This window comes from Microbacterium sp. Leaf159 (genome assembly GCF_001423615.1).
In the GTDB taxonomy this organism is placed as follows: domain Bacteria; phylum Actinomycetota; class Actinomycetes; order Actinomycetales; family Microbacteriaceae; genus Microbacterium.
Genome location: NZ_LMOU01000002.1, coordinates 315,360 through 338,838, shown reverse-complemented (window position 1 = coordinate 338,838; position 23,479 = coordinate 315,360). Strand labels below are relative to the sequence as shown.

Sequence of the window (23,479 nt, the reverse complement as noted above, 5' to 3'; positions counted from 1 at the left end):
CCCAGTCTGTCAAAGAGCAGGCCCGGACATCGGCTAGACTTGTCGACGGCTCTCCGCGTGGCGGCATCCAGGCCAATTCCCCCAGGGCGGAAACGCAGCAAGGGTAACCGGGCTCTGCTGGGTGCGCGGAGGGTCACTTTCTTTTTGTCAGCGTCCTCCGGGGCAGTCCTGCCAGGATCGTGACGTGACAAGACCAGACGTGATCAGCACCGCCGACTCTCCGCGCTCGAGCGCTCTCGGCCGTTTCGCGTCTCCCGTCCTCCTCGTCGCGCTCATGTGGCTCGTCCAGCTCGCGGACGCGATCCTCCCGGGTTCCTTCACCGGCTTCGGACTGCGCTCGTGGGATGTCGAGGGCCTCGCCGGCATCCTGGTCGGACCCCTGCTGCACGCCGACTGGGCGCACCTGGTCGGCAACACCGTGCCGCTGCTCGTGCTCGGCTGCCTCGTCGCCGTCGAGGGCGCGCGCCGGTTCTGGGCCGTGACCGCGATGGCCGCCGTGGTCGGAGGGATCGGAACGTGGCTGGTCAACGCGCCGGGAACGCTCACCGTCGGCGCCTCCGGCCTCGTCTTCGGATACTTCGGCTACACGCTGATGCGGGTGTTCGCCCCTGGCCGGGTCGCTCACCGCGTTCTCTATGCCGTCATCGCTCTCATCGTCATCGCCCTGTACGGCGGATCCATGCTGGCGGGCGTCGTCGGCGTGCGCGAGGGGATCTCGTGGCAGGCCCATCTGTTCGGCGCGATCGGCGGTGGCCTCGCGGCGTTCGTCGGCAGAGGCGGAACCCGGCGCACATGAGCGTCACCAAGAGCTCGCGGCGTGCGGCCCCGCGCACGCGCAGGCGCCCGACCCGTCGTCCGCGCTCGCGTACGCGACGGATGTCACCTCCTCGGCGTGCTCAGCGCCGGCTGCGGCGCCTGAAGGTTCTGCGCCGCATCGGCTGGTCAGCCGTGGCGGTGATCGTCGTCGCGCTCGCCGCAGTGCTCATCCCACTCGGGCTCGCGCACGAGAAGCCGCTGGCCGTCTGCATCACCGACCCGGCGACGTTTCCCGAGGCCGGCGTCGAGGGCTGGCAGGGTGAGCAGCTCGTGAACGCCGCGACCATCATGCAGACCGCCACCGCGCTCGGGTTCGGACGCGACGGTCAGATCCTCGGAGTGATGACCGCGATGGGCGAGAGCAGCCTGCACAACATCGACTACGGGGACTGGGAGACGAGCGGGTTCACGAACCCGGACGGCAGCCGCACGACCAGCATCGGACTCTTCCAGCAGCAGGAATGGTGGGGAACGGCTGAGCAGCGGATGGACCCGGCGACCGCCGCGACTCTGTTCTACGAGCGGCTCGCGCGCGTGCCCGACTGGCCGTCGATGGAGCAGTCGCTCGCGATCCACCGGGTGCAGATCAACCTCGACCCCACGTACTACACGCGCTACTCGGCGGACGCCACCGCGGTCGTCGACGCTCTGTCTGAGCCCTGCTGAGCGGATTTCGCACGGCTGTCAACCCGGCGCGGCCGCGGGGTGCTGCGCCTAGTGTGGAGCTGTGGCGAAGAGCATCTACATCACCTCGGCCGAAGGTCATACCGGCAAGTCCACCATCGCCCTCGGCGTTCTCGACGCGCTCATGCGCGTCACGCCCCGGGTGGGTGTCTTCCGCCCGATCGCCCGTTCCGTGACCGAGCGCGACGACGTGCTCGAGCTGCTGCTCGCGCACGACGGCGTGCAGCTCGACTACGAGGACTGCATCGGGGTGACCTACGACGACGTCCGCGACGATCCCGACCGCGCTCTCTCGACCATCGTCGCCCGTTACAAGGCCGTCGAGGCCCAGTGCGACGCCGTGGTGATCATCGGCAGTGACTACACCGATGTGGCGAGCCCCGCAGAGCTCGGGTACAACGCCCGGATCGCCGCGAATCTCGCAGCACCCGTCCTCCTCGTGCTCAGCGGGCGTGACCAGCAGCGGCAGGCCGAGCAGCTCGGCACCACGACCGCACGGATCCCCGCGGCCGTCGGGCAGATCGCTGCGCTCGCGCTCTCCGAACTCGAGGTCGAGCGCGCCGAGCTCTTCGCCGTCGCCGTGAATCGGGCCGACCCCGAGGCGCTCACCGACATCGAGGCCGCCGTCGCCGCGGTGCGCCCGCAGAGGACCACGCCCGTGTGGGCGATCCCTGAGGACCGCACTCTGGTGGCGCCGTCGATCAGCGGCATCCTGTCGGCCGTCGACGGACGACTGATCAAGGGCGACCCCGACCGCCTGGCGCGCGAGGCGCTGACGATCGTGGTCGCCGGGATGTCGATGGTGAACGTGCTCCCGCGGCTCACCGAGGAATCGGTCGTGGTGATCCCCGCCGACCGCACCGAGGTGCTGCTGGCGACCCTGCTCGCCGACGCGTCCGGCACCTTCCCTCGGGTCGCCGGCATCATCCTGAACGGTCCCTTCCCGCTGCCGGATCCGATCGTGCAGCTGCTCGACGGCTTCACATCGACCGTGCCGATCATCGCCACGGACCTCGGCACCTACGACACGGCGGTGCGCGTGATGGGCGCACGCGGCCGGATCTCGCCCGAGTCGCGGGGCAGGTACGACCGTGCGCTCGGACTCTTCCAGACCCATGTCGACATCACCGAGCTCACGACCCAGCTCGGCCTCGCCGAGTCCCGCGTGGTCACGCCCCTCATGTTCGAGTACGGGCTCATCGAGCGGGCGCGCGCCGACCGCCGGCGGATCGTCCTCCCCGAGGGCGACGACGACCGCATCCTCCGTGCCGCCGCGACCCTGCTCGCGAGGGAGGTCGCCGACCTCACCATCCTCGGAGACGAGTCCGCCGTGCGCTCCCGTGCCGTCGAGCTCGGGGTCGACATCACCGCCGCGCAGGTCATCAGCCCCACGGATCCCGAGATGGTGGAGCGCTTCGCGACCGAATACGCGCGACTGCGGGCGCACAAGGGCATCACGCTCGCGCAGGCGGCAGACACGGTCACGGACGTGTCGTACTTCGGCACCATGATGGTGCACCTCGGGCTCGCCGACGGCATGGTCTCGGGCGCCGCGCACACCACGGCGCACACGATCCGCCCGTCGTTCGAGATCATCAAGACCAAGCCGGGCGTCAACGTCGTCTCGAGCGTGTTCCTGATGGCCCTCGCCGACCGCGTGCTCGTCTACGGAGACTGCGCAGTGATCCCCGACCCGACCAGCGAGCAGCTGGCCGACATCGCGATCTCGTCGGCCGCCACCGCCCGCCAGTTCGGCATCGAGCCGCGCATCGCGATGCTGTCGTACTCGACGGGGGAATCGGGGACCGGCGCCGACGTCGACAAGGTCCGCGCCGCCACCGCGCTCGTGCACGAGCGCGCGCCCGAGCTGCTCGTCGAGGGGCCGATCCAGTACGACGCGGCGGCCGACGCCGCAGTGGCCAAGGCCAAGCTCCCCGACTCCGCTGTCGCGGGCCGAGCGACCGTCTTCGTCTTCCCCGACCTCAACACGGGCAACAACACCTACAAGGCCGTGCAGCGGTCGGCGGGGGCCGTCGCGATCGGACCGGTGCTGCAGGGACTCAACAAGCCGATCAACGACCTGTCACGCGGAGCGCTGGTGGACGACATCGTGAACACCGTCGCCATCACGGCCATCCAGGCGCAGACCGGTGAGTGACGGCGTCGCCCCTATGCTTTCCAGCATGACGATTACCTCGATCCAGCAGCAGCTCGCGACGCCCGAGGGGTTCGCCAAAGCCGTCTCGCCGAAGAGCACGATCTACGGCATCGCGATCACGTCGCTGGTTCTGAGCGTCATCGGGATCGGGATGAACCTGTTCCAGCTGGGGTCTGCGAGCGGGTGGCAGTGGTCGCTCATGTTCCGCTTCTTCTTCGACGCCGGCGCGATCGAGTTCACCGGCAGCCGGTCGGGTCGCAGCGAGATCTGGCGCTTCCTCTACGTCTACGGACCGATCGTCCTGCTGCCGCTCGGCATCATCCTGCTCATCGTGCACTTCGCCACCCGCAGCAAGGCGGGAGCCGGACTCTACGAGAGCTACCGCCAGCGCGGCTGGATCGGCCGTCAGCTGCTCCCCGGGCTCAAGGTCAAGAACGGCAACAACCAGGTGGCCGTCGCCTTCATCTCGCACCCCAGTGTTCCGGATGCCGAGTTCGAGGCTGCAGCTCACCACTACGCCGGCTACCTCGGCACGCTCGACAAGAAGGCCACCAAGGCCGCCGCATCGGCTGCGCTCAAGCAGAAGGTGCTCGCGGGCGTCAGCGCGGCAGCGCTCGCGCCGGGCGTGCCCCCGGCCATCCTCGCGGCACCCGCGCAGGGCGACGGACAGTTCGTGATCGTGGTTCCGCCCGACGCATCGGGCAAGGGCTCGCTCCAGGTCCTGCCGATCAAGGCCTGAGTGGCGACGATGAGCGCGATCCTCGTCATCAACAGCGGGTCCTCCTCGCTGAAGTACAGCCTGATCGACATCGAGAACGAGAACGAACTGGCCGCCGGCCTCATCGAGCGGATCGGCCAGGACGTCAGCGCGATCCGGCATACGGTGCGACCGGATGCCTCCGCCGGCGCGGTCGTGACGATGCTCGATGCCTCGTACGAGTCCGAGCGGCCTCTCGCGGACCACGACGCCGCGTTCGCAGTGATGCTCGAGCAGTTCGCCGAGCACGGTCCGCGTCTCGACGAGCATCCGCCGGTCGCCGTCGGCCATCGTGTCGTGCACGGAGGGGCCCGCTTCTATGCGCCGACGCTCGTCACGCGCAACGTCGAGGAGCAGATCGAGGAGCTCTCTGTGCTCGCCCCTCTGCACAACCCGGCGAATCTGGCGGGCATCCTCGCGGCGAAGGCCGTGTTCTCCGAGGTGCCGCACGTCGCGGTGTTCGACACCGCGTTCCACCAGACGCTTCCCCCCGCCGCATACACCTACGCGATCGACGCCGAGCTCGCGGCCCGGCACCGCGTGCGCCGCTACGGGTTCCACGGCACGAGCCACCAGTTCGTCAGCGAGTCGGCTGCCGCATTCCTCGGACGCGACCTCGGCACGCTCCGCCAGCTCGTCTTCCACCTCGGCAACGGCGCGTCGGTCACCGCGATCGACGGGGGCCGTTCGGTGGAGACCTCGATGGGACTCACCCCGCTCGAGGGGCTCGTGATGGGCACGCGCTCGGGCGATCTCGACCCGGCGGCGCTCGTGCACCTCTCGCGTCGAGCCGGCTACTCGATCGACGACCTCGACGCGCTTCTGAACTCCCGCAGCGGGCTCAAGGGCCTCGCCGGGCGCAGCGACATGCGCGACATCCTCGCCGGTCGGGAGAGCGGTGACGAGGCGGCGACGCTCGCGTTCGACGTCTACATCCATCGCCTGCGCGCCTATGCCGGTGCGTACATCGCCCAGCTCGGAGGGGTGGATGTGATCTCCTTCACCGCGGGCGTCGGAGAGAACGCCGCAGCGGTCCGCGCAGAGGCCATGGCGACCCTCGGTTTCGCCGGAGTCGAGATCGACCCCGCACGCAACGAGGAGCGACAGCGCGGCATCCGTCGGATCTCCACCGACGACTCGCGGGTGACCGTGCTGGTCGTGCCGACGAACGAAGAGCTCGAGATCGCCAGACAGACCTCGCGCATGCTCTGATCCATACGCCCTCGGGGGTTACCGGCGATGCCTCGCCGCACTACGCTTGCACAGTGGCACGGAGAGGTGCCGGAACCCGTCGTCCTTCTCCTGGAGGCTTTTGTGCCCGAAGCCCTGCCCGATCCGCTCCGCGCCGAAGGCGTCCTGTTCGACCTCGACGGCGTGCTCACGCCGACGGCCGAGGTGCACATGCGTGCGTGGAAGGTCGTGTTCGACGACGTCTTCGAGCGCTGGGGCATCACGCCGCCGTATTCGGATGCCGACTACTTCGACTACGTCGACGGCAAGAAGCGCTACGACGGCGTCGCGAGCCTTCTGCGCAGCCGCAATGTCGAGATCCCGTGGGGCGCGGTCGACGATGAGCCGGAGGCCGAGACGATCTGCGGCATCGGCAACCGCAAGAACGCCGCCTTCGCCCAGTCGCTCCGGGCCGAGGGCATCGCGCCCTTCCCCGGCTCGCTCGCGCTCGTCGAGAAGCTGTCCGCGGCGGGTGTGCCGCTCGGCGTCGTGTCGAGCTCCAAGAACGCCGAGGAGGTGCTGGCCGCGGCCGGCCTCCGCTCGTTCTTCCGCATCGTCGTCGACGGCGTCGTGGCCGAACGCGAGGACCTCGCCTCCAAGCCCGCCGCCGACATGTTCCACGCCGGTGCCGTGGCCCTCGGGGTCGACCCGGCTCACAGCATCGCCGTCGAGGACGCGACGTCCGGCGCAGCGTCCGCCGCCGCCGCCGGATTCGCGACCGTCATCGGCGTCGACCGCGGCGCGGGAGCTGATGCTCTGCGTGACGCGGGCGCGACCGTCGTGGTCGAGGATCTCGACGTGTTCCTCGCAGACCATGCCACGACGGCCACCGACTCCACTCTCAGCCCCGACTCCACCCTCAGCCCCGACTCCGAGGAGACCGCATGATCGACCGCGACCGCTTCCCCGTCGACCCCTGGCGGCTCATCGAGACGCGCTATTCCGAAGACGGAGTGGGGGAGACCCTGTTCAGTGTCGGCAACGGCTACCTCGGGCTCCGCGGCAACCACATCGAAGGGCGCGGCGCGCACGAGCACGGCACCTTCATCAACGGTCTGCACGAGACGTGGCCCATCCGTCACGCGGAGCAGGCCTACGGCTTCGCCGAGGTCGGGCAGACGATCGTCAACGCGCCGGACGCCAAGGTCATGCGCGTCTACGTCGACGACGAGCCGATCTCGTTCGACGAGGCGGACGTCCGCGAATACCGCCGCACGCTCGACATGCGCACCGGGGTGCTCGAGCGCGTCGTGGTGTGGGAGACGCCGTCGGGCAAACGCGTGCGCATGCGCGACGAGCGGATCGTCAGCTTCGAGGAGCGTCACCTCGCGGTGCTGCGCCTCGAGGTCGTCGTCGAGAACGCCGACGCTCCCGTCACGGTCAGTTGCCAGATGATCAACCGTCAGGACGGCGCCGGCGTTTACGCGGGCACCCCCAACCAGGCGAAGAGCGGATTCGACCCCCGCAAGGCCGAGAAGATCGCCGAGCGCGTGCTGGAGCCCGCCGAGCACTGGCAGGACGGACTCCGATCCGCTCTGTCGTATTCGGTCGCCGCATCGGGCATGACGGTCGCGGTCGTCGCCGACCACATCATCGAGACCGAGAACGACTACACCTCGCGCACGCTGATCGAAGAGGACATCTCGAAGAACGTCTTCCGCGTGCAGGCCAAGGCCGGTGTCCCCATCTCGGTCACCAAGCTGGTCAGCTATCACACCTCGCGCGGCGTGCCGGCTCGAGAGCTCGTCGACCGCTGCCGCCGCTCGCTCGACCGCGTCGCCTTCGAGGGCGTGCAGGCGCAGTTCGATCGCCAGGCCGAATGGCTCGCGGCGTTCTGGGCCCGCAGCGACGTGCAGATCGGCGAGCACGACGACATCCAGCAGGCCACCCGCTGGTGTCTCCTGCAGCTGGCTCAGGCATCGGCCCGCGCCGACGGAACCGGCGTGCCGGCGAAGGGCGTCTCGGGGTCCGGATACAGCGGCCACTACTTCTGGGACACCGAGATCTATGTGCTCCCGTTCCTCACGTACACCTCGCCGCAGTGGGCGCGCAACGCGCTGCGGGCACGAGTGCTCATGCTCCCGGCGGCCCGTCGTCGCGCGGCCCAGCTGAACGAGGCGGGGGCGCTGTTCCCCTGGCGCACGATCAACGGTGAAGAGGCGTCGGCATACTACGCCGCGGGCACCGCGCAGTACCACATCAACGCCGACGTCAGCTTCGCGCTCGGCAAGTACGTCCGCGCCACCGGCGACGACGACTTCCTGCGTCGCGAGGGCATCGACATCGCGATCGAGACCGCGCGCCTCTGGGCGACGCTCGGCTTCTGGCGCACCTCGCGCCTCGTCGCGGACACCACGGACGACGACGGCATCGAGACGTTCCACATCCACGGAGTCACCGGCCCCGACGAGTACACGACCGTCGTGAACGACAACCTGTACACGAACGTCATGGCTCGCTACAACCTGCGCTATGCGGCGAAGGTCGTGCGGGAGGCGCAGGAGGCCAACGGTGAGGAGTTCTCCAGGGTCGTCGAGCGCACCGGACTCGCCGAGGGTGAGGCCGAGGGCTGGGAGCGCGCGGCGGATGCGATGTTCATCCCGTTCAGCGAGAGCCTCGGCATCCACCCGCAGGACTCGCTGTTCCTCGAGCGCGAGCTCTGGGATCTCGCGCACACGCCCGCCGAGCAGCGCCCGCTGCTGCTGCACTTCCACCCGCTCGTGATCTACCGGTTCCAGGTGCTCAAGCAGGCCGATGTGGTGCTCGCGCTGTTCCTGCAGGGCAACCACTTCACGCCCGAAGAGAAGAAGGCCGACTTCGACTACTACGACCCGCTGACGACGGGTGACTCGACGCTGTCGGCCGTCGTGCAGTCGATCCTCGCCGCGGAGGTCGGATACCAGGAGCTCGCGCTGCAGTACTTCCAGCAGTCGCTGTTCGTCGACCTCCACGATCTGCACCACAATGCGGCCGACGGCGTGCACGTCGCATCCGCCGGCGGCGTGTGGACCGCGCTCGTGTGCGGCTTCGGAGGCATGCGAGACTACGCCGGTGAACTGAGTTTCGACCCTCGGCTGCCGGCCGACTGGCCGTCGCTGTCGTACCCGCTGCAGTGGCAGGGATCGGCGCTGCAGATCACCCTGACGAAGGATGCTCTGCGCGTGCAGGTGCGCACCGGCGAGCCCGTGCCGTTCACGGTGCGCGACGTCGCCTACGTCGCCACGACGGACGAAGAGGTCGTCGTCCCGCTGGCGGACCAGGGACCGTTGATCGCCGGGCGCCCGTCGCTGCGCCAGTTCGCGGACGCACTCCGCGAGGACGGCACACGACTGTCGGCATCCGTCCCGGTCATCACCACCGCGATCCCGGTGATCGAGCCGATCGACTGACGGTGCTGATCACCGCATCGCTGTTCGGGCTCGCGCCCGCCCTGCTGCTGCTCGCATTCGCCGTCATCGAGCGGGTGCGATCGGCGCAGCGCGTGGCGTCGCCCGGACCGCGGTTCGCACCGTCGCCAGGTGCGACGGTGCTGTATGACGCGCTGCTGCTGAACGCCGACCGCAGAGCGATCGCCGCAGCACTGATCGACCTGGCGGTGCGCCGCAAGGTGCGGTTGCTGGTGGATGCCGAGGACGTGCCGTCCCGGGGCGCACGCACGCGCGCGCCGATCGGCATCGAGGTCGTCGACGGAGCGACATTCACGCCGGAGGAGCTGAGCGTCCTCGAGGCGCTGTTCGGTCCGGACCACACCTCTGGTCGGGTGCGACGGTTCAGCTCGGATGCTCGGGCGCTGCACCGTCGAGTGCGCGGCGTGCTCGACGAGACCGAGACACGGCTCACGTCCGCAGGGCTGATCGCCCGTGGCCGCCGCGGCTGGGCGACCTTCCTGCTGCGAGTGGCTGCCTGCCTCGTGATCGGCGTGTGCCTGCTGCTGCTCTTCGCAGCGCTCGTGGTGCGCGAACCGGGTGCCGGCGTGTACGCCGTGCCGATCGCGGGTGTCGTGGTCGCCGTCGCGGTGATCGTGGTCGCCCCGCGGCCGTGGCGACGGTTCCTTCCGTCCGCGCAGCCGCTGCGCGCGCACCTCGCCGGCATCCGCGAGTACATCGCCCTCGCCGAGGCCGAGCCGCTGCGGTTCCTCCAGTCGACCGACGGCGCGGATCTGCGGTCAGACGTCTCCGCCGAGGCCGAGTCCGCGCGGCTGCGGCGCTTCCTCCTGAACGAGCGTCTCCTGCCCTACGCGGTGCTGTTCGGACTCGAGCGCTCGTGGACGACGGCACTGCGCACCGAGTCGCAGGTGCTGCGGGCGGGGGAGAGCCTGGACAGTGCGATCGAGGTCGCCGGAGCCGTCTTCGACGTGATCGAGATCGTCGGTGGAGTCGTCCATCTCGTCGGTGCTGTCGGAGACCTGGTCGACGCGACCGGCGGGGTCGTCGAGGTGGTCGGCGGCGTGTTCGAGGCCGTCTCGTCGTGATTCACGGCGTCGGCCCCGATATCTCGGCGGCGCGGCGCGTGTCGCAGGGTGATCGACGGGACGCGCCTGCCTGAACGTCCGTGGCACGCCGTAGGCTGTTGTGGTGACCACAGCCCTCTACCGCCGCTACCGCCCCGAGTCGTTCGGCGAGATGATCGGGCAGTCCCAGGTGACCGAACCGCTGATGACCGCGTTGCGCGGTGACCGCGTCGGCCACGCCTACCTCTTCTCCGGACCCCGTGGGTGCGGCAAGACCACGTCTGCCCGCATCCTGGCCCGGTGCCTGAACTGCGCCGAGGGGCCCACCGACGTCCCCTGCGGCACGTGCCCGAGTTGCGTCGAGCTGTCGCGCGCGGGTGGCGGATCGCTCGACGTGGTCGAGATCGACGCCGCCAGCCACAACGGCGTCGACGACGCCCGCGACCTGCGTGAGCGGGCGACGTTCGCCCCCAGCCGCGACCGCTACAAGATCTTCATCCTCGACGAGGCGCACATGGTGACGCCGCAGGGGTTCAACGCGCTGCTCAAGCTCGTCGAAGAGCCGCCTGAGCACGTCAAGTTCATCTTCGCGACCACCGAGCCCGAGAAGGTGCTCGGCACGATCCGCTCGCGAACGCACCACTATCCGTTCCGGTTGGTGCCGCCGGCCGCGATGCTCGAGTACGTCGAGAAGCTCTGCACCGAAGAGGGCGTGGTCGCCGAGCGCGGTGTGCTGCCCCTCGTGGTCCGCGCCGGAGGCGGCTCGCCCCGAGACACCCTCTCGCTGCTCGACCAGCTGATCGCCGGCTCCGATTCCCCTGCCGGTTCTGAGACCGTGACGGTGGCGTACGAGCGGGCAGTGGCACTGCTCGGCTACACGCACGCCACCCTGCTCGACGAGATCGTCGATGCGCTGGCCGTCGCCGATGCCGCTGCGGCGTTCCCCGCGATCGATCGCGTCGTGCAGACCGGGCAGGACCCCCGCCGCTTCGTCGACGATCTGCTCGAGCGTCTGCGAGACCTCATCGTGATCGCGGCCGTCGGTGCCGGTGCGGCATCGGTGCTGCGCGGGGTCGCCGAAGACGAGCTCGCCCGCATGCGCACACAGGCCGACTCCTTCGGTTCCGCGCGCCTGTCGCGTACGGCCGACGTCGTCAGCGCTGCCCTCGACGACATGTCCGGCGCGACATCGCCCCGACTGCACCTCGAACTGATGGTCGCCCGTGTTCTGGCCGCTGGAGCAGATGTCGGGGCTGCCGCCACGACGGCCGCTTCCGTGTCTGCCGCTGCGCCCGCGCGAGTGCAGACGCCGTCTGCTCCCGCGCAGTCCGAGCCACGCGCCCACGCCGCTGGCTCGACAGCGGCCCCTGCTGCTGTGCCGACCGCTGCGCCGGCCCCTGCTGCTTCCGCTGCGCCGGCCCCTGCTGCTTCCGCTGCGCCGGCCCCTGCTGCTTCCGCTGCGCCTGCCTCTGCTGCTTCCGCTGCGCCTGCCTCTGCTGCTTCCGCTGCGCCGGCCCCTGCTGCCGGGGCAGCCGCGACACCTCAGGACGAGGCGCCCGCGGCTGCAGCGCCCGCATCCGATGCACCAGGAGCCGTGGTGTCCGAAGCAGCCGCCGCTTCCGACGCCGCTGCATCCGAAGCGGCTGCATCCGAAGCGGCTGCATCCGAGACCGAGGCGGCGCCCGCAGCGCCGGCCGGTCCTGTCACGTTCGACAGAATCACCGCCGCCTGGCCCGGGGTGCTCAAGCGTCTCGAAGGGCTCAGCCGTACCTCCTGGCTGCTCGCGACCGCGGTTCAGCCGCTCGCCTTCGACACCGATTCCGAGGTGCTCACCCTCGGTTTCACGAGCCAGCACGACGTCGCGAAGTTCAAGGGCACGATCCCGGGCGCAGGCCCGTCGGATCACCTTCGCATGGCGATCGAGCACGAAGTCGGCGTCAAGGTGAAGTATCGGCCCGCACCGATGCCCGCGGGCGGGGCGCCTCGTCAGCAGGCGACATCCGCTTCCGGTGCGCCGACAGGCGACGCCGCCGCATCGGAGCCTGCGTCAGCGGGCTCACCGCGCTCTCAGACACGTGATGCTTCTGCGGGGCCGGTGACCGAGTGGGCGGTGGCCGCCATCCCGGCATCCGCCGACCCTGCAACCCCTCCGATCGCCGCACCGGCCGCTGCTCAGGCGGCGCCCACCGCGACGTCCGCCGCTCCGGTCACGGCAGCCCCGACTGCTCCGGCAGCGCCGACCGCGCCCGATGTCGATCGGCCTGTCGGAGGCGACGAGCCGCCGCCTCCGCTCGATGACGAGCCGCCGTACTTCGATGACGAGCCGCCGTACGACCCCGCATACGAGCCGGTGCCGACACCCCAGACCGCGGCATCCGCCGGCCGCGCACAGGCGCATCCGTCGTCATCGACCCCCGCGCAGTCCGCGCCCGTGCAGCCTGCTGCGCCGGTGCGCAAGGTGGCATCCGCCGCCGCAGCCCCGGTGATCACCGAGCGCACCCCTGCCGGGGGAGTCCAGCGCTACGGCGAGGCCGTGATCCGCCAGGTGCTCGGCGCGACATTCGTGCGCGAAGAGCCCTACGAGCCCCCGACGAGGTTCTCCTGATGTATGACGGAATCGTCCAGGAGCTGATCGACGAGTTCGGCCGGCTTCCCGGAATCGGCCCCAAGTCCGCGCAGCGCATCGCGTTCCACATCCTGCAGACCCCGACGTTCGACGTCGCGCGTCTGTCGGAGCTGCTCGTCGAGATCCGCGTCCGCGTGCGCTTCTGCGAGGTCTGCGGCAACGTGGCAGAGCAGGAGCGCTGCACGATCTGCCGCGACCCGCGTCGCAATCCCGAACTGATCTGCGTCGTCGAGGACGCCAAAGACGTGGCCGCCATCGAGCGCACCCGCGAGTTCCGTGGGTTGTACCACGTGCTCGGCGGGGCGATCAGCCCCATCGCCGGCATCGGGCCCGACGATCTGCGCATCGCCCAGCTCATGACGCGCCTCGCCGACGGGACGGTGCAGGAGGTCATCCTCGCGACGAACCCGAACCTCGAGGGCGAGGCCACGGCGAGCTACCTCAGCCGCCTGCTCACGACCATGCAGATCACCGTGTCGCGTCTCGCCTCAGGGCTCCCGGTCGGCGGCGACCTCGAGTACGCCGACGAGGTCACCCTCGGTCGCGCATTCGAGGGTCGGCGCGTGCTGTGATCGCCCGGCGCGTGCGGTGAACGCCCAGGGAGGGTTCTCCCGCCGCGGATGGCTGCTCTTCGGAGCGATGGCCCTGCTGTGGGGCGTTCCCTATCTGTTCATCAGCATCGCGGTCGAGTCGCTCTCGCCGCCCGCCATCGTCGCGGGTCGCACCCTCATCGCCGCGCTGCTTCTCCTGCCGTTCGCGCTCCGCGGGGGTGCGCTGCGTGCGGCGCTCAAGCACTGGCCCTGGGTCCTGGCGTTCGGACTCGTCGAGATGGCCGGACCCTTCGTGCTGCTCGGCCATGCCGAGATGACGCTGCCCTCGGGCATGACGGGTCTGCTCGTCGCCACCGTGCCGCTGTTCGCCGCGCTCATCGCCCTGGGCGGGGGAGACCGTGGCGTCCTTCGCCCCGCGCGGGGCATCGGACTCCTGGTGGGTTTCGTCGGCGTCGCGATCGTCGTGGCCGGTCCAGGGCTCTTCGGTGGCGAGATCAGTCTGCTCGCCGCCGGTGAGGTACTGCTGGTCGCCATCCTCTACGCGATCGCACCGTTCATCGTCGCCCGCAAGCTGAACGACGTACCCTCGCTCGGCACGATCACCCTGTCGCTGCTGATGATCGGGATCATCTACCTTCCGATCGGTCTCCTGACCCAGCATCAGATGCCGACGCTGCCCTCGATCGGCGCGCTGCTCGCTCTCGCCGTCATCTGCACGGCCATCGCATTCCTCGCCTTCTTCGCGCTCATCCGCGAGGTCGGTCCCGTGCGGGCGCCGCTGTTCACCTACGTCAACCCGGTGGTCGCGATCATCCTCGGAGCGATAGTGCTCGCCGAGCCGCTGACTCCCGGTCTGCTCATCGGATTCCCGCTGATCATCGTCGGATGCTGGTTCGCCGCCACCGGAGGGCGATTGCGCCCACCCGCATCCGTCGCTCCCGATCTCTCGCCCGCTCCACTGCCGCCCGCGCCCTGACAGGCCACCGATCCCGTCACATGCGAAGCAGGGCATATGCGCCGATCGTAGAATGAGCGGTGGGCGGATCCGCCCGACATCCCAGGGAGTGAACGTGGCCCTCATCGTGCAGAAGTACGGCGGCTCCTCAGTCGCCGACGCAGAGAGCATCAAGCGCGTCGCCAAGCGCATCGTCGACACGCGTCGCGCAGGGCACGACGTCGTCGTCGCCGTGAGTGCGATGGGCGACACGACCGACGAACTGCTCGACCTCGCCAACGAGGTCGCACCGATCCCCGCGCCGCGCGAGCTCGACATGCTGCTCTCGAGCGGCGAGCGCATCTCGATGGCGCTCCTGGCCATGGCGATCCACTCGATGGGCTTCGAGGCCCGATCGTTCACCGGCAGCCAGGCCGGCATGATCACCGACTCCCAGCACGGCGCCGCCCGCATCGTCGACGTCACGCCGATCCGTCTGCGCGAAGCGCTCGACGAGGGCGCGATCGTCATCGTCGCCGGCTTCCAGGGCTTCAACCGCGACACCCGCGACATCACGACGCTCGGGCGCGGCGGCTCCGACACGACGGCCGTCGCTCTCGCCGCGGCGCTCGACGCCGACGTCTGCGAGATCTACAGCGACGTCGACGGCATCTTCACGGCAGACCCCCGCGTCATCCCGAAGGCGCAGAAGCTCGACCACATCGGCAGCGAAGAGATGCTCGAGCTCGCGGCGAACGGCGCCAAGGTGCTCTACATCCGTGCCGTCGAGTACGCACGCCGTCACGGCGTCCTGATCCACGCCCGGTCGACGTTCTCGTCGTCCGAGGGCACATACGTTCTGGGCGAGGGCATGAAGAACCCTCGCGAAGCCGAGGGAGCAGCAGCCATGGAAGAACCGATCGTCGCCGGTGTCGCCACCGATTTCGGCCAGGCCAAGATCACCGTCGCAGGCGTGCCCGACGTGCCGGGCAAGGCAGCGGAGATCTTCAAGATCGTCGCCAAGTCGGGCGCGAACGTCGACATGATCGTGCAGAACGTGTCGGCCACAGGACGCACCGACATCTCGTTCACGGTTCCCAAGGCCGATTCGGCGGCAGCGCTCAAGGCGCTTGCGGGGGAGCAGACCGAGGTCGGCTTCCAGAACCTCGTGCACGACGACCAGATCGGCAAGCTCTCCGTGGTGGGTGCCGGAATGCGCACGCACTCCGGAGTCTCGGCGGTGCTGTTCGAGGCGCTGTCCGCCGGCGGCATCAACATCGAGATGATCTCGACGTCCGAGATCCGCATCTCGGTGGTGCTCCGCGACACCGACCTCGCCGAGGCCGCCCGCACCGTGCACACCGCCTATGGTCTCGACGGAGACGCCGAGGCCACGGTCCACGCCGGCACCGGCCGCTGACCAGGCCCCCACCCGACGGCGCTCGATCACCGGGCGGCACGGTAGACTCACCGAAACCCTGACATCGGCGCCAGGCGCGGCATCCGCACCCCGACGTCGCGCCCGAAGCCTCGACTGCTGTACTGCACGACGCCAAGGAACATCATGACCCGCATCTCCGACTCAGGACTCTCCGTCGCCATCGTGGGCGCCACCGGCCAGGTGGGCACCGTGATGCGCGAGATTCTCGCCGAGCGGTCCTTCCCGATTCGCGAGCTGCGTCTGTTCTCGTCGTCGCGCTCCGCTGGTACTGCCATCGAGTTCGGCGGAGCGACGGTCATCGTCGAGGATGTCGAGACCGCGGATGCCGGGGGCATCGACATCGCCCTCTTCTCGGCCGGCGCGACCGCCAGCCGTGCCTACGCTCCCCGGTTCGCCGAGGCAGGAGCCGTCGTCGTCGACAACTCCAGCGCCTGGCGCAACGACCCCGAGGTGCCTCTCGTGGTCAGCGAGGTCAACCCGCACGCGATCGACGACCGCCCCCGCGGCATCATCGCGAACCCGAACTGCACGACCATGGCCGCGATGCCCGTGCTGAAGGCGCTGCACGCCGAGGCCGGTCTCGAGCGCCTCATCGTCTCGACGTACCAGGCCGTCTCCGGCTCCGGTCTCGCCGGCGCCCAGGAGCTCCTCGGTCAGGTCGAGGGCGTCCTCGCCCAGGGCGACACCCTGCGCCTCGTGCACGACGGCTCGTCGATCGACTTCCCCGAGCCCGAGAAGTACGTCGCGCCGATCGCGTTCGACGTCATCCCGTTCGCGGGCAACCTCGTCGACGACGGTCAGAACGAGACCGACGAAGAGAAGAAGCTCCGCAACGAGAGCCGCAAGATCCTCGAGCTGCCCGACCTCCGTGTCGCCGGCACCTGCGTCCGCGTCCCCGTCTTCACCGGACACTCGCTCTCGATCAACGTCGAGTTCGCGAACGACATCACGCCGCAGCGTGCCGCCGAGGTGCTCTCCGCCGCTCCCGGTGTCGTCCTCGACGAGGTGCCGACCCCGTTGCAGGCCGCGGGCAAGGACCCGAGCTTCGTCGGACGCATCCGTGCCGACCAGTCCGCTCCCGAGAACAAGGGCCTCGTGCTGTTCATCAGCAACGACAACCTGCGCAAGGGTGCGGCGCTCAACGCCGTGCAGATCGCCGAGATCCTTGCCCAGCGTCTGGTCGCCATAGCCTGATCGCATCGCCGCCATGCGGATCCGGTCTCGCGGGACCGGGCCGCGTGGTCAGTCATGACGTGGCCGCGAACTAGACTGTCGTGGTGACCGAAACCGTCGATGTCGTCTTGATCGGTGGTGGCATCATGAGCGCCACCCTGGGTACCCTTCTGCACGAGCTGCAGCCGGATTGGAAGATCGTCGCGTTCGAGCGACTCTCCGATGTGGCTCAGGAGTCGTCGAACCCCTGGAACAACGCGGGCACGGGCCACGCGGCGCTCTGCGAGCTGAACTACATGCCGCAGCAGAAGGGCGCGCCTCTCGACCCGGCCAAGGCCGTCTCGATCAACGAGCAGTTCCAGCAGAGCCGTCAGTTCTGGTCGTCGCTGGTCGATAGGGGAGTGCTCGACGCTCCCTCGACCTTCATCAACGCGACGCCGCACATGACGTTCGTGCGCGGGGAGAAGGACGTCAAGTACCTCAAGGACCGCTACGAGGTGCTCAAGCAGCAGCCGCTGTTCGACGGCATCGAGTACAGCGAGGACTCGCGCGTCATCAACAAGTGGGCCCCGCTCCTCATGCAGCAGCGCCGCAAGGGCGAGCCGTTCGCCGCGACGCGCGTGCCGGCCGGTACCGATGTCGACTTCGGTGCGCTGACGCATCAGCTCTTCGACCACCTCACCGAGTCGGGCGTGACGCTGCGCACCAACCACGAGGTCAAGAGCCTGAAGAAGCAGAAGGACGGCACCTGGCTCGTCAACTACCGCACGACGATCGGGCGCACGCCGAACCAGGTCAAGGCCCGCTTCGTGTTCGTCGGCGCCGGCGGCTGGGCCCTCAAGCTGCTGCAGCGCTCGGGCATCCCCGAGATCAAGGGCTACGGAGTCTTCCCGATCGGTGGTCAGTTCCTGAAGACCTCCAACCCGAAGATCGTCGCCCAGCACCAGGCCAAGGTCTACTCGCAGGCGTCCGTGGGTGCTCCTCCCATGTCGGTGCCGCACCTCGACACGCGCGTCGTCGGCGGCGAGGCCTCGCTGATGTTCGGCCCCTTCGCCACGTTCAGCCCCAAGTTCCTCAAGAACGGCTCGATGCTCGACATCGTGTCGCAGGTGCGCACGCACAACCTGTGGCCGATGCTGCGGGTCGCGTTCGCGAATCCCGACCTGATCACCTACCTCGTAGGCGAGCTGATGAAGAATCACGCCAAGAAGGTCGACAGCCTCCGCACGTTCATGCCCACGGCCAAGGACGAGGACTGGACACTGATCGACGCCGGTCAGCGCGCACAGGTGATGAAGAAGGACGCCAAGAAGGGCGGCATCCTGCAGTTCGGCACCGAGGTCGTCGCGGCGGGTGACGGCTCGATCGCGGGTCTGCTCGGCGCTTCTCCTGGTGCATCCACCGCCGTGCCGATCATGCTCGATCTGCTCAAGAAGTGCTTCCCCGCCGAGTATCCCGGCTGGGAGTCCGAGCTGCGCGAACTCATCCCGACGTTCGGTGAGAAGCTGAACACGGACGCGGCGCTGGCAGCGAAGTCCATCGCGGCGACGGCCGCCACGCTCGGCATCAACGAATAAGCGGCCTGTGGCGAAGCTCTACTTCCGCTACGGGGCGATGAACTCGGGCAAGTCCACTTCGCTGCTGCAGGCCGCGTACAACTACGAGGAGCGCGGGCAGCACGTGCTGCTCGCCAAGCCCGAGATCGACACCAAGGGTGCGTCCGAGATCGCGAGTCGCCTCGGCGTCACTCGAGAGGTCGACTTTCTCATCGCGCCGGACGCCGACGTTCGTGCGCTCTTCGGCGAGCATCGGGAGCGCGTGCGTCGCGCGGTCGCCGGCGAACCGGTCCGTGGCGGATCGATCGATGTCGCGTGCCTTCTGATCGACGAGGCGCAGTTCCTCACCGCCGAGCAGGTCGACGATCTTTTCCGCATCGCGATCGAAGACGGCATCCCCGTGATCGCCTACGGCATCCGCAACGACTTCCTCACCCACGCGTTTCCGGGATCGGCGCGCCTGCTCGCGATCGCGCACTCACTCGAAGAGCTGAAGACCATCTGCCGCTGCGGGCGCAAGGCGGTCTTCAACGGTCGCGTGATCGGCGGCCGGTTCGTGTTCGACGGAGACCAGGTCGCCATCGACGAGGGAGCGGGCGGGGCCGTCGCTCCCGAGGTCACGACCTACGAGTCGCTGTGCGGCGCCTGCTACCTCGAAGAGTCCGGCGGACGCCTGGGCTGACAGTCCACGACTCATCCCTCCCGCCCGCGGGCGGTGTCTCATCATGCTCGGATTGCGTGGTCTGACCACACGCGCTACTGTGGTCAGACCACATGGAGCGTGTCGATGATCGACGCCGCCGACGCGAACGACGAGGAGAGCGGATGCCCGAGCAGCCCGCGCGCGCCTGGCGCCTGGTCCTCGAGCATGTCGAGCGGGACCTGCTCGACGGTCGTCTCGGCCCCGGTGATCGACTCGCCTCGGAACGCGACCTCGCCGCCGATCTCGGTGTAGGACGGTCGAGCGTTCGCGAGGCGTTGCGCGTTCTCGAGGTGATGGGGCTCATCCGCACGGCTACGGGGTCCGGACCCCAATCGGGTGCCATCGTCATCGCGACCCCGACCGGAGGCATGTCGACACTGCTGCGCCTCCAGGTCGCCGCTCAAGGCTTCCCTCTGACCGATGTCGTGCAGACCCGTCTGCTGCTCGAGGACGCCGTCGCCGCAGCTCTCGCAGGCCAGCAGGATCCGGATCTCGCCGCTGCGCACAGCGTCCTCGATGCCATGGATGCCGAAGGGCTGACCTCTGCGGAGTTCCTCGCCCTCGACGCGCAGCTGCACCTCGCGCTGGCCGAGTCGAGCGGCAACACTGTCGTCGCGGCGATCATGGCCGGGCTCCGCACCGCCATCGAGTCGTACGTGCAGGAGGGGGCAGGGGCCATCGCCGACTGGGACGCCATGGCCGACCTCCTGCGCACCGAGCACCGCGCGATCATCGCGGCCATCGCCGCAGGTGACGCGACGACAGCGCAGGCGCTCGTGCGCGCGCACATCACCGGCTACTACACGGCGGCGGGACTCACCCGCAGCACCCGACCCACCGACTGAGAGGACACGACATGGTCCAGCGCCAGCTTCCCAACCCCGCAGAGCTGCTCGAGCTGATGAAGTTCAAGAAGCCCGAGTTCGACGGCAAGAAGCGCCGCCTCGACTCGGCGCTCACGATCGACGACCTGCGCACGATCGCCAAGCGCCGCACGCCCAAGGCGGCGTTCGACTACACCGACGGTGCGGCAGAGGGAGAACTCTCGCTCACGCGTGCACGCCAGGCCTTCCAGGATGTCGAGTTCCACCCCGGCATCCTGCGTCCGGCTCCGTCGGTCGACACGTCCGTCGAGATCCTCGGCGGTCCGTCAGCGCTGCCCTTCGGCATCGCCCCCACCGGATTCACGCGTCTCATGCAGACCGAGGGTGAGGTCGCGGGAGCCGGAGCCGCCGCCGCCGCAGGAATCCCGTTCACCCTGTCGACCCTCGGCACGACATCGATCGAGGGAGTCAAGGCGACGAACCCCCACGGTCGCAACTGGTTCCAGCTGTACGTCATGCGCGACCGCGAGATCTCGTATGAGCTGACCCGACGTGCGGCCGCCGCCGGTTTCGACACCCTGCAGTTCACGGTCGACACCCCCGTCGCGGGCGCGCGCCTGCGCGACAAGCGCAACGGCTTCAGCATCCCGCCCCAGTTGACGCTCGGGACGATCATCAACGCCATCCCCCGTCCGTGGTGGTGGTACGACTTCCTCACGACCCCCAAACTCGAGTTCGCGTCGCTGAGCACCACCGGCGGCACCGTCGGCGAGCTGCTCGACGCCGCCATGGACCCGACCATCAGCTACGACGACCTCGCGGTGATCCGCGACATCTGGCCCGGCAAGATCGTCATCAAGGGCGTGCAGAACGTCGAGGACTCGGTGCGACTGCGCGACGCAGGCGTCGACGGCATCGTGCTCTCGAACCACGGAGGACGCCAGCTCGACCGTGCGCCCATCCCGTTCCACCTGCTGCCGGAGGTGCGCAAGGCCGTCGGCGACGACTTCACGGTCATGATCGACACCGGCATCATGAACGGTGCCGACATCGTCGCCGCGGTCGCACTGGGGGCAGACTTCACACTCATCGGCCGCGCTTACCTGTACGGCCTGATGGCCGGTGGCCGTGCGGGCGTCGACCGCACGATCAGCATCCTCCGCACCGAGATCGAGCGCACCATGCGTCTGCTCGGGGTGGCCTCGCTCGCCGAGCTCGAGCCCGCGCATGTCACCCAGCTCACGCGCCTCGTGCCGGTGACGCGCGCTGCATCCGACGCGGTGGTGCGCTGACGCGGGCCTCGGTCAGGCCGCGGACTCGGCGACTCGTCGGGTCCGCGGCGGCCAAGGGATGAGCATGGATGTCGTCCGGCGGTAGTCGGCGTACGCGGGGTACTTCGCCGCGGTGATCGACTCGGTGAAGATCGTCGATCCGAGGAACAGGATGCTGAGCAGGAACGGCCCGATCACCGTCCAGTTCAGCGCGCCGCCGAGGAAGCCGGCACCTGAGGCGACCGCAGCCGTCGCCCCGATCGCGTAGAGCGCCCACCACTGGCTCTGCTCGAAGAAGAAGTTGGGGTGCCGGCTGACGCGGAACAGCCCCTCGGTGGCGAAGCCTGGGGCGAGCGTGCCGCCCGCCTGCTTCTTGCGTCGATGGAACTCCCATTGCTGCTGGTCGGCGACGGTCTCGCCGATGAGCAGTGCCAGGAAGATCGCGGCGAACACGAGGTCCCACACGTTCAGCGGAGCAGGATGCTGCAGCGCGATCTCCGCCGGCAGCGTGATCAGCACGAGCAGCGTCATCTGGTACGCGATGATGAACAGCAGGTTGAAGAGCTGGAACTGCCACGGCTTCATGCGTCCGCGCAGGATCGCCCACCGGTAGTCCTCCATGCCGGTGTACCCGCCCTTGCGGGCGAAGTTGTAGGTCAGGCGCACACCCCACAGGGTCACGAGGATGGCCATGAGAACGAGGCGGCTCGCGTCCTCACCGCCGGCGAGGGCTGTGCCCGTGAAGATCCACACGTAGACGACCGGCACGATCGACCAGGCGCGGTCGACCCACGAGGTGTCGCGGGTCGCGAGCGACAGGATCCAGCACGCCGCGCTCGCGACGGCCGCGGTCAGGACGACGATCAGCAGCGGTTCCATACCGACATGCTAGAACTCCGTCGCCCGGGTGGGCCGGAGGCAGGGGGCGAGCGTCAGAGCGTGGGGAGGAGCGCGTCGAGCTTGTCGGCGGTGTCCTCCCAGCCCTCCACGGCCACGGAGGGGACGCCGATCGCGAGCACGGGGTAGTCGTTGCCGCCCTCGTCGAGACGGTCGCCGTAGAACAGCATCGAGGTCAGGGCGATGCCGGTGTGCTCGGCGAGCTGCCGCATCCCGTAGGCCTTGTCGATCCCCGCGAGGGTGATGTCGATCGAGGTCGAGCCGCCAGAGCGCACCTCGAGGTCGGGAAGACGGGCGGCCACGGCATCCCGCAGAGCCTCTCGCTTGGCGCCGGACGGATCCCAGTCGCGCTTCGCGTCGTGCGGGGCCTTCTGCCCGAGGGCCGAGAAGGTGATCTGCGAGCCGCGGTCCTCGAGGATGTCGCCCCACGGCTCGGCCTCCCAGAGCCCCAAGCGCTCGGCCTCCTCGCGCAGCGCGGTCAGCGCTCCGGTCTTCTGCTCGGCAATGAGGTCCTGCGCATACACGGCAGTGAAGTCCGCACCGTCATGACGCAGGTACCGGGTACCGCACGTCGGAAGCAGATGCAGTCGTGCGGCCGTGGTCGCGTCGATCTCGCCGAGGTGGGCGATGACCTGCGAGCGGAACTGGGTCTCGTTGCCGCCGGAGATGATGGCGACGTCGACCCTCTCGAGCAGCGCGCGCAGCAGCGAGGCGATGCGAGGGTCGATGGCGCCCTTCGAGGGGGCGAGGGTGTCGTCGAGATCGAACGCTACGAGATCAGGCGAGGTCATGATGCTTCCAGATTACGGGGTGGACGGTGAGAGCTCTGAGGCGCGAACAGCAGGGTTCCGGCGATCGCGACGAAGACGCCGATCAGGGCGCCTCCCGAGTTGGCGATCACATCGGTGACGGTGGCGGCACGATGCGGCAGCGCCAGACGTTGTGCGATCTCGATCGAGAGCGACAGTGCCGGCCCCAGGATGACCGCGAGCGGCCAGAAGCGCCGAGGCACGAGCACGAACGCGAGGATGCCCACCGGCACGAACACGAGCACGTTCGCGATGATCTCGAGGCGGGTGAAGTCGAGCGATTCCCAGCCCAGCCGGTGCGCCGCAGAGAGCACGAGGTCGAGCAGGTTCGGCATGGTCTCCTCGACACGCGCGGGAGTGAGCGTGAGCAGGGCGAGGCCCGCGAAGAAAGGGATGCCGAGGGCGATCGCGATGCCGCGGGTGAGACGGCGCGGGGGAGGGAACAGGGTGCTCACGCCGTCCCTCTCGCTCGGTCCTGGTACAGAGAAGGCCGCCCGTGAGGGCGGCCTTCCGGTGTTACTGGTCGGGGTGACAGGATTTGAACCTGCGACCTCTTCGTCCCGAACGAAGCGCGCTACCAAGCTGCGCCACACCCCGTT

General features: G+C 69.0%; 20 protein-coding genes, 1 tRNA gene and 1 other RNA gene. 18 read left to right on the top strand and 4 right to left on the bottom strand.

Annotation, left to right across the window (positions count from 1 at the left end):
• Window positions 1-44: 44 nt before the first annotated feature.
• The 18 genes from ffs (at window position 45) to ASF80_RS15205 (ending at window position 21,195) form a co-directional block, all read left to right on the top strand.
• Window positions 45-141: signal recognition particle sRNA small type (gene ffs, locus ASF80_RS18800), an RNA gene on the top strand.
• Between the two features lie 43 nt (window positions 142-184).
• Window positions 185-796: a rhomboid family intramembrane serine protease gene (locus tag ASF80_RS15285; protein ID WP_235560015.1), complete on the top strand. Its 612-nt coding sequence runs from the start codon at window positions 185-187 to the stop codon at window positions 794-796.
• 80 nt (window positions 797-876) lie between these two features.
• Window positions 877-1,482, top strand: coding sequence for a hypothetical protein (locus ASF80_RS15280; protein ID WP_235560014.1), 606 nt, complete (start codon window positions 877-879; stop codon window positions 1,480-1,482).
• Between the two features lie 61 nt (window positions 1,483-1,543).
• Complete coding sequence (gene pta, locus ASF80_RS15275) at window positions 1,544-3,658, top strand: phosphate acetyltransferase (RefSeq protein WP_056312706.1); 2,115 nt, start codon at window positions 1,544-1,546, stop codon at window positions 3,656-3,658.
• A 25-nt stretch (window positions 3,659-3,683) separates the two neighbouring features.
• Window positions 3,684-4,397 carry a hypothetical protein gene (locus ASF80_RS15270; protein WP_056312704.1) on the top strand — a complete coding sequence of 238 codons (714 nt, stop codon included), beginning with the start codon at window positions 3,684-3,686 and terminating at the stop codon, window positions 4,395-4,397.
• 9 nt (window positions 4,398-4,406) lie between these two features.
• Complete coding sequence (locus ASF80_RS15265) at window positions 4,407-5,627, top strand: acetate/propionate family kinase (RefSeq protein WP_056313630.1); 1,221 nt, start codon at window positions 4,407-4,409, stop codon at window positions 5,625-5,627.
• 102 nt (window positions 5,628-5,729) lie between these two features.
• Window positions 5,730-6,533, top strand: a complete 804-nt coding sequence (locus tag ASF80_RS15260; protein ID WP_056312702.1) for an HAD family hydrolase — start codon at window positions 5,730-5,732, stop codon at window positions 6,531-6,533.
• Complete coding sequence (locus tag ASF80_RS15255) at window positions 6,530-9,034, top strand: glycoside hydrolase family 65 protein (protein ID WP_056312700.1); 2,505 nt, start codon at window positions 6,530-6,532, stop codon at window positions 9,032-9,034. Before ASF80_RS15260 ends, ASF80_RS15255 begins: the two co-directional genes overlap by 4 nt.
• A 2-nt stretch (window positions 9,035-9,036) precedes the next feature.
• Window positions 9,037-10,116 carry a DUF2207 family protein gene (locus tag ASF80_RS15250; RefSeq protein ID WP_056312697.1) on the top strand — a complete coding sequence of 360 codons (1,080 nt, stop codon included), beginning with the start codon at window positions 9,037-9,039 and terminating at the stop codon, window positions 10,114-10,116.
• 103 nt (window positions 10,117-10,219) lie between these two features.
• Entirely contained in the window at window positions 10,220-12,700 is a 2,481-nt protein-coding gene (locus tag ASF80_RS15245; protein WP_082488463.1) for a DNA polymerase III subunit gamma and tau, read from the top strand.
• Complete coding sequence (recR, locus tag ASF80_RS15240) at window positions 12,700-13,293, top strand: recombination mediator RecR (RefSeq protein ID WP_056312693.1); 594 nt, start codon at window positions 12,700-12,702, stop codon at window positions 13,291-13,293. The genes ASF80_RS15245 and recR overlap by 1 nt, the downstream gene beginning before the upstream one ends.
• A 16-nt stretch (window positions 13,294-13,309) precedes the next feature.
• Window positions 13,310-14,248, top strand: a complete 939-nt coding sequence (locus ASF80_RS15235; protein ID WP_082488407.1) for a DMT family transporter — start codon at window positions 13,310-13,312, stop codon at window positions 14,246-14,248.
• Between the two features lie 94 nt (window positions 14,249-14,342).
• Entirely contained in the window at window positions 14,343-15,626 is a 1,284-nt protein-coding gene (locus tag ASF80_RS15230) for an aspartate kinase (protein WP_056313625.1), read from the top strand.
• Between the two features lie 144 nt (window positions 15,627-15,770).
• Window positions 15,771-16,841, top strand: coding sequence for an aspartate-semialdehyde dehydrogenase (locus tag ASF80_RS15225; protein ID WP_056312690.1), 1,071 nt, complete (start codon window positions 15,771-15,773; stop codon window positions 16,839-16,841).
• Window positions 16,842-16,924: 83 nt separating this feature from the next.
• Window positions 16,925-18,397, top strand: a complete 1,473-nt coding sequence (locus tag ASF80_RS15220; RefSeq protein ID WP_056313623.1) for a malate:quinone oxidoreductase — start codon at window positions 16,925-16,927, stop codon at window positions 18,395-18,397.
• Between the two features lie 7 nt (window positions 18,398-18,404).
• On the top strand, window positions 18,405-19,058 hold the full coding sequence (locus tag ASF80_RS15215; RefSeq protein WP_056312688.1) for a thymidine kinase: 654 nt from the start codon (window positions 18,405-18,407) through the stop codon (window positions 19,056-19,058).
• 143 nt (window positions 19,059-19,201) lie between these two features.
• Complete coding sequence (locus tag ASF80_RS15210; protein ID WP_056312687.1) at window positions 19,202-19,924, top strand: FadR/GntR family transcriptional regulator; 723 nt, start codon at window positions 19,202-19,204, stop codon at window positions 19,922-19,924.
• 11 nt (window positions 19,925-19,935) lie between these two features.
• Window positions 19,936-21,195, top strand: coding sequence for an alpha-hydroxy acid oxidase (locus ASF80_RS15205; protein ID WP_056312685.1), 1,260 nt, complete (start codon window positions 19,936-19,938; stop codon window positions 21,193-21,195).
• Between the two features lie 12 nt (window positions 21,196-21,207).
• On the opposite strand, the gene ASF80_RS15200 is transcribed toward ASF80_RS15205, so the two are convergent.
• The 4 genes from ASF80_RS15200 to ASF80_RS15185 form a co-directional block, all read right to left on the bottom strand.
• Complete coding sequence (locus tag ASF80_RS15200) at window positions 21,208-22,053, bottom strand: DUF1295 domain-containing protein (protein WP_056312683.1); 846 nt, start codon at window positions 22,051-22,053, stop codon at window positions 21,208-21,210.
• Between the two features lie 53 nt (window positions 22,054-22,106).
• The gene (locus ASF80_RS15195; RefSeq protein ID WP_056312681.1) at window positions 22,107-22,862 is read right to left on the bottom strand and encodes an HAD-IIB family hydrolase; all 756 of its coding nucleotides are present in this window, start codon (window positions 22,860-22,862) and stop codon (window positions 22,107-22,109) included.
• Entirely contained in the window at window positions 22,859-23,335 is a 477-nt protein-coding gene (locus ASF80_RS15190) for a VanZ family protein (protein ID WP_056312679.1), read from the bottom strand. The genes ASF80_RS15195 and ASF80_RS15190 overlap by 4 nt, the downstream gene beginning before the upstream one ends.
• A 65-nt stretch (window positions 23,336-23,400) precedes the next feature.
• Window positions 23,401-23,477 (bottom strand) — tRNA-Pro (locus tag ASF80_RS15185).
• Window positions 23,478-23,479 lie beyond the last annotated feature (2 nt).

Bases quoted from the DNA above. Each gene is read 5' to 3' on its own strand.
- ASF80_RS15280 (WP_235560014.1), top strand. From the start codon at position 877: ATGTCACCTCCTCGGCGTGCTCAGCGCCGGCTGCGGCGCCTGAAGGTT.
- ASF80_RS15270 (WP_056312704.1), top strand. From the start codon at position 3,684: ATGACGATTACCTCGATCCAGCAGCAGCTCGCGACGCCCGAGGGGTTC.
- ASF80_RS15265 (WP_056313630.1), top strand. From the start codon at position 4,407: ATGAGCGCGATCCTCGTCATCAACAGCGGGTCCTCCTCGCTGAAGTAC.
- ASF80_RS15255 (WP_056312700.1), top strand. From the start codon at position 6,530: ATGATCGACCGCGACCGCTTCCCCGTCGACCCCTGGCGGCTCATCGAG.
- recR (WP_056312693.1), top strand. From the start codon at position 12,700: ATGTATGACGGAATCGTCCAGGAGCTGATCGACGAGTTCGGCCGGCTT.
- ASF80_RS15225 (WP_056312690.1), top strand. From the start codon at position 15,771: ATGACCCGCATCTCCGACTCAGGACTCTCCGTCGCCATCGTGGGCGCC.
- ASF80_RS15210 (WP_056312687.1), top strand. From the start codon at position 19,202: ATGCCCGAGCAGCCCGCGCGCGCCTGGCGCCTGGTCCTCGAGCATGTC.
- ASF80_RS15205 (WP_056312685.1), top strand. From the start codon at position 19,936: ATGGTCCAGCGCCAGCTTCCCAACCCCGCAGAGCTGCTCGAGCTGATG.
- ASF80_RS15200 (WP_056312683.1), bottom strand. From the start codon at position 22,053: ATGGAACCGCTGCTGATCGTCGTCCTGACCGCGGCCGTCGCGAGCGCG.
- ASF80_RS15195 (WP_056312681.1), bottom strand. From the start codon at position 22,862: ATGACCTCGCCTGATCTCGTAGCGTTCGATCTCGACGACACCCTCGCC.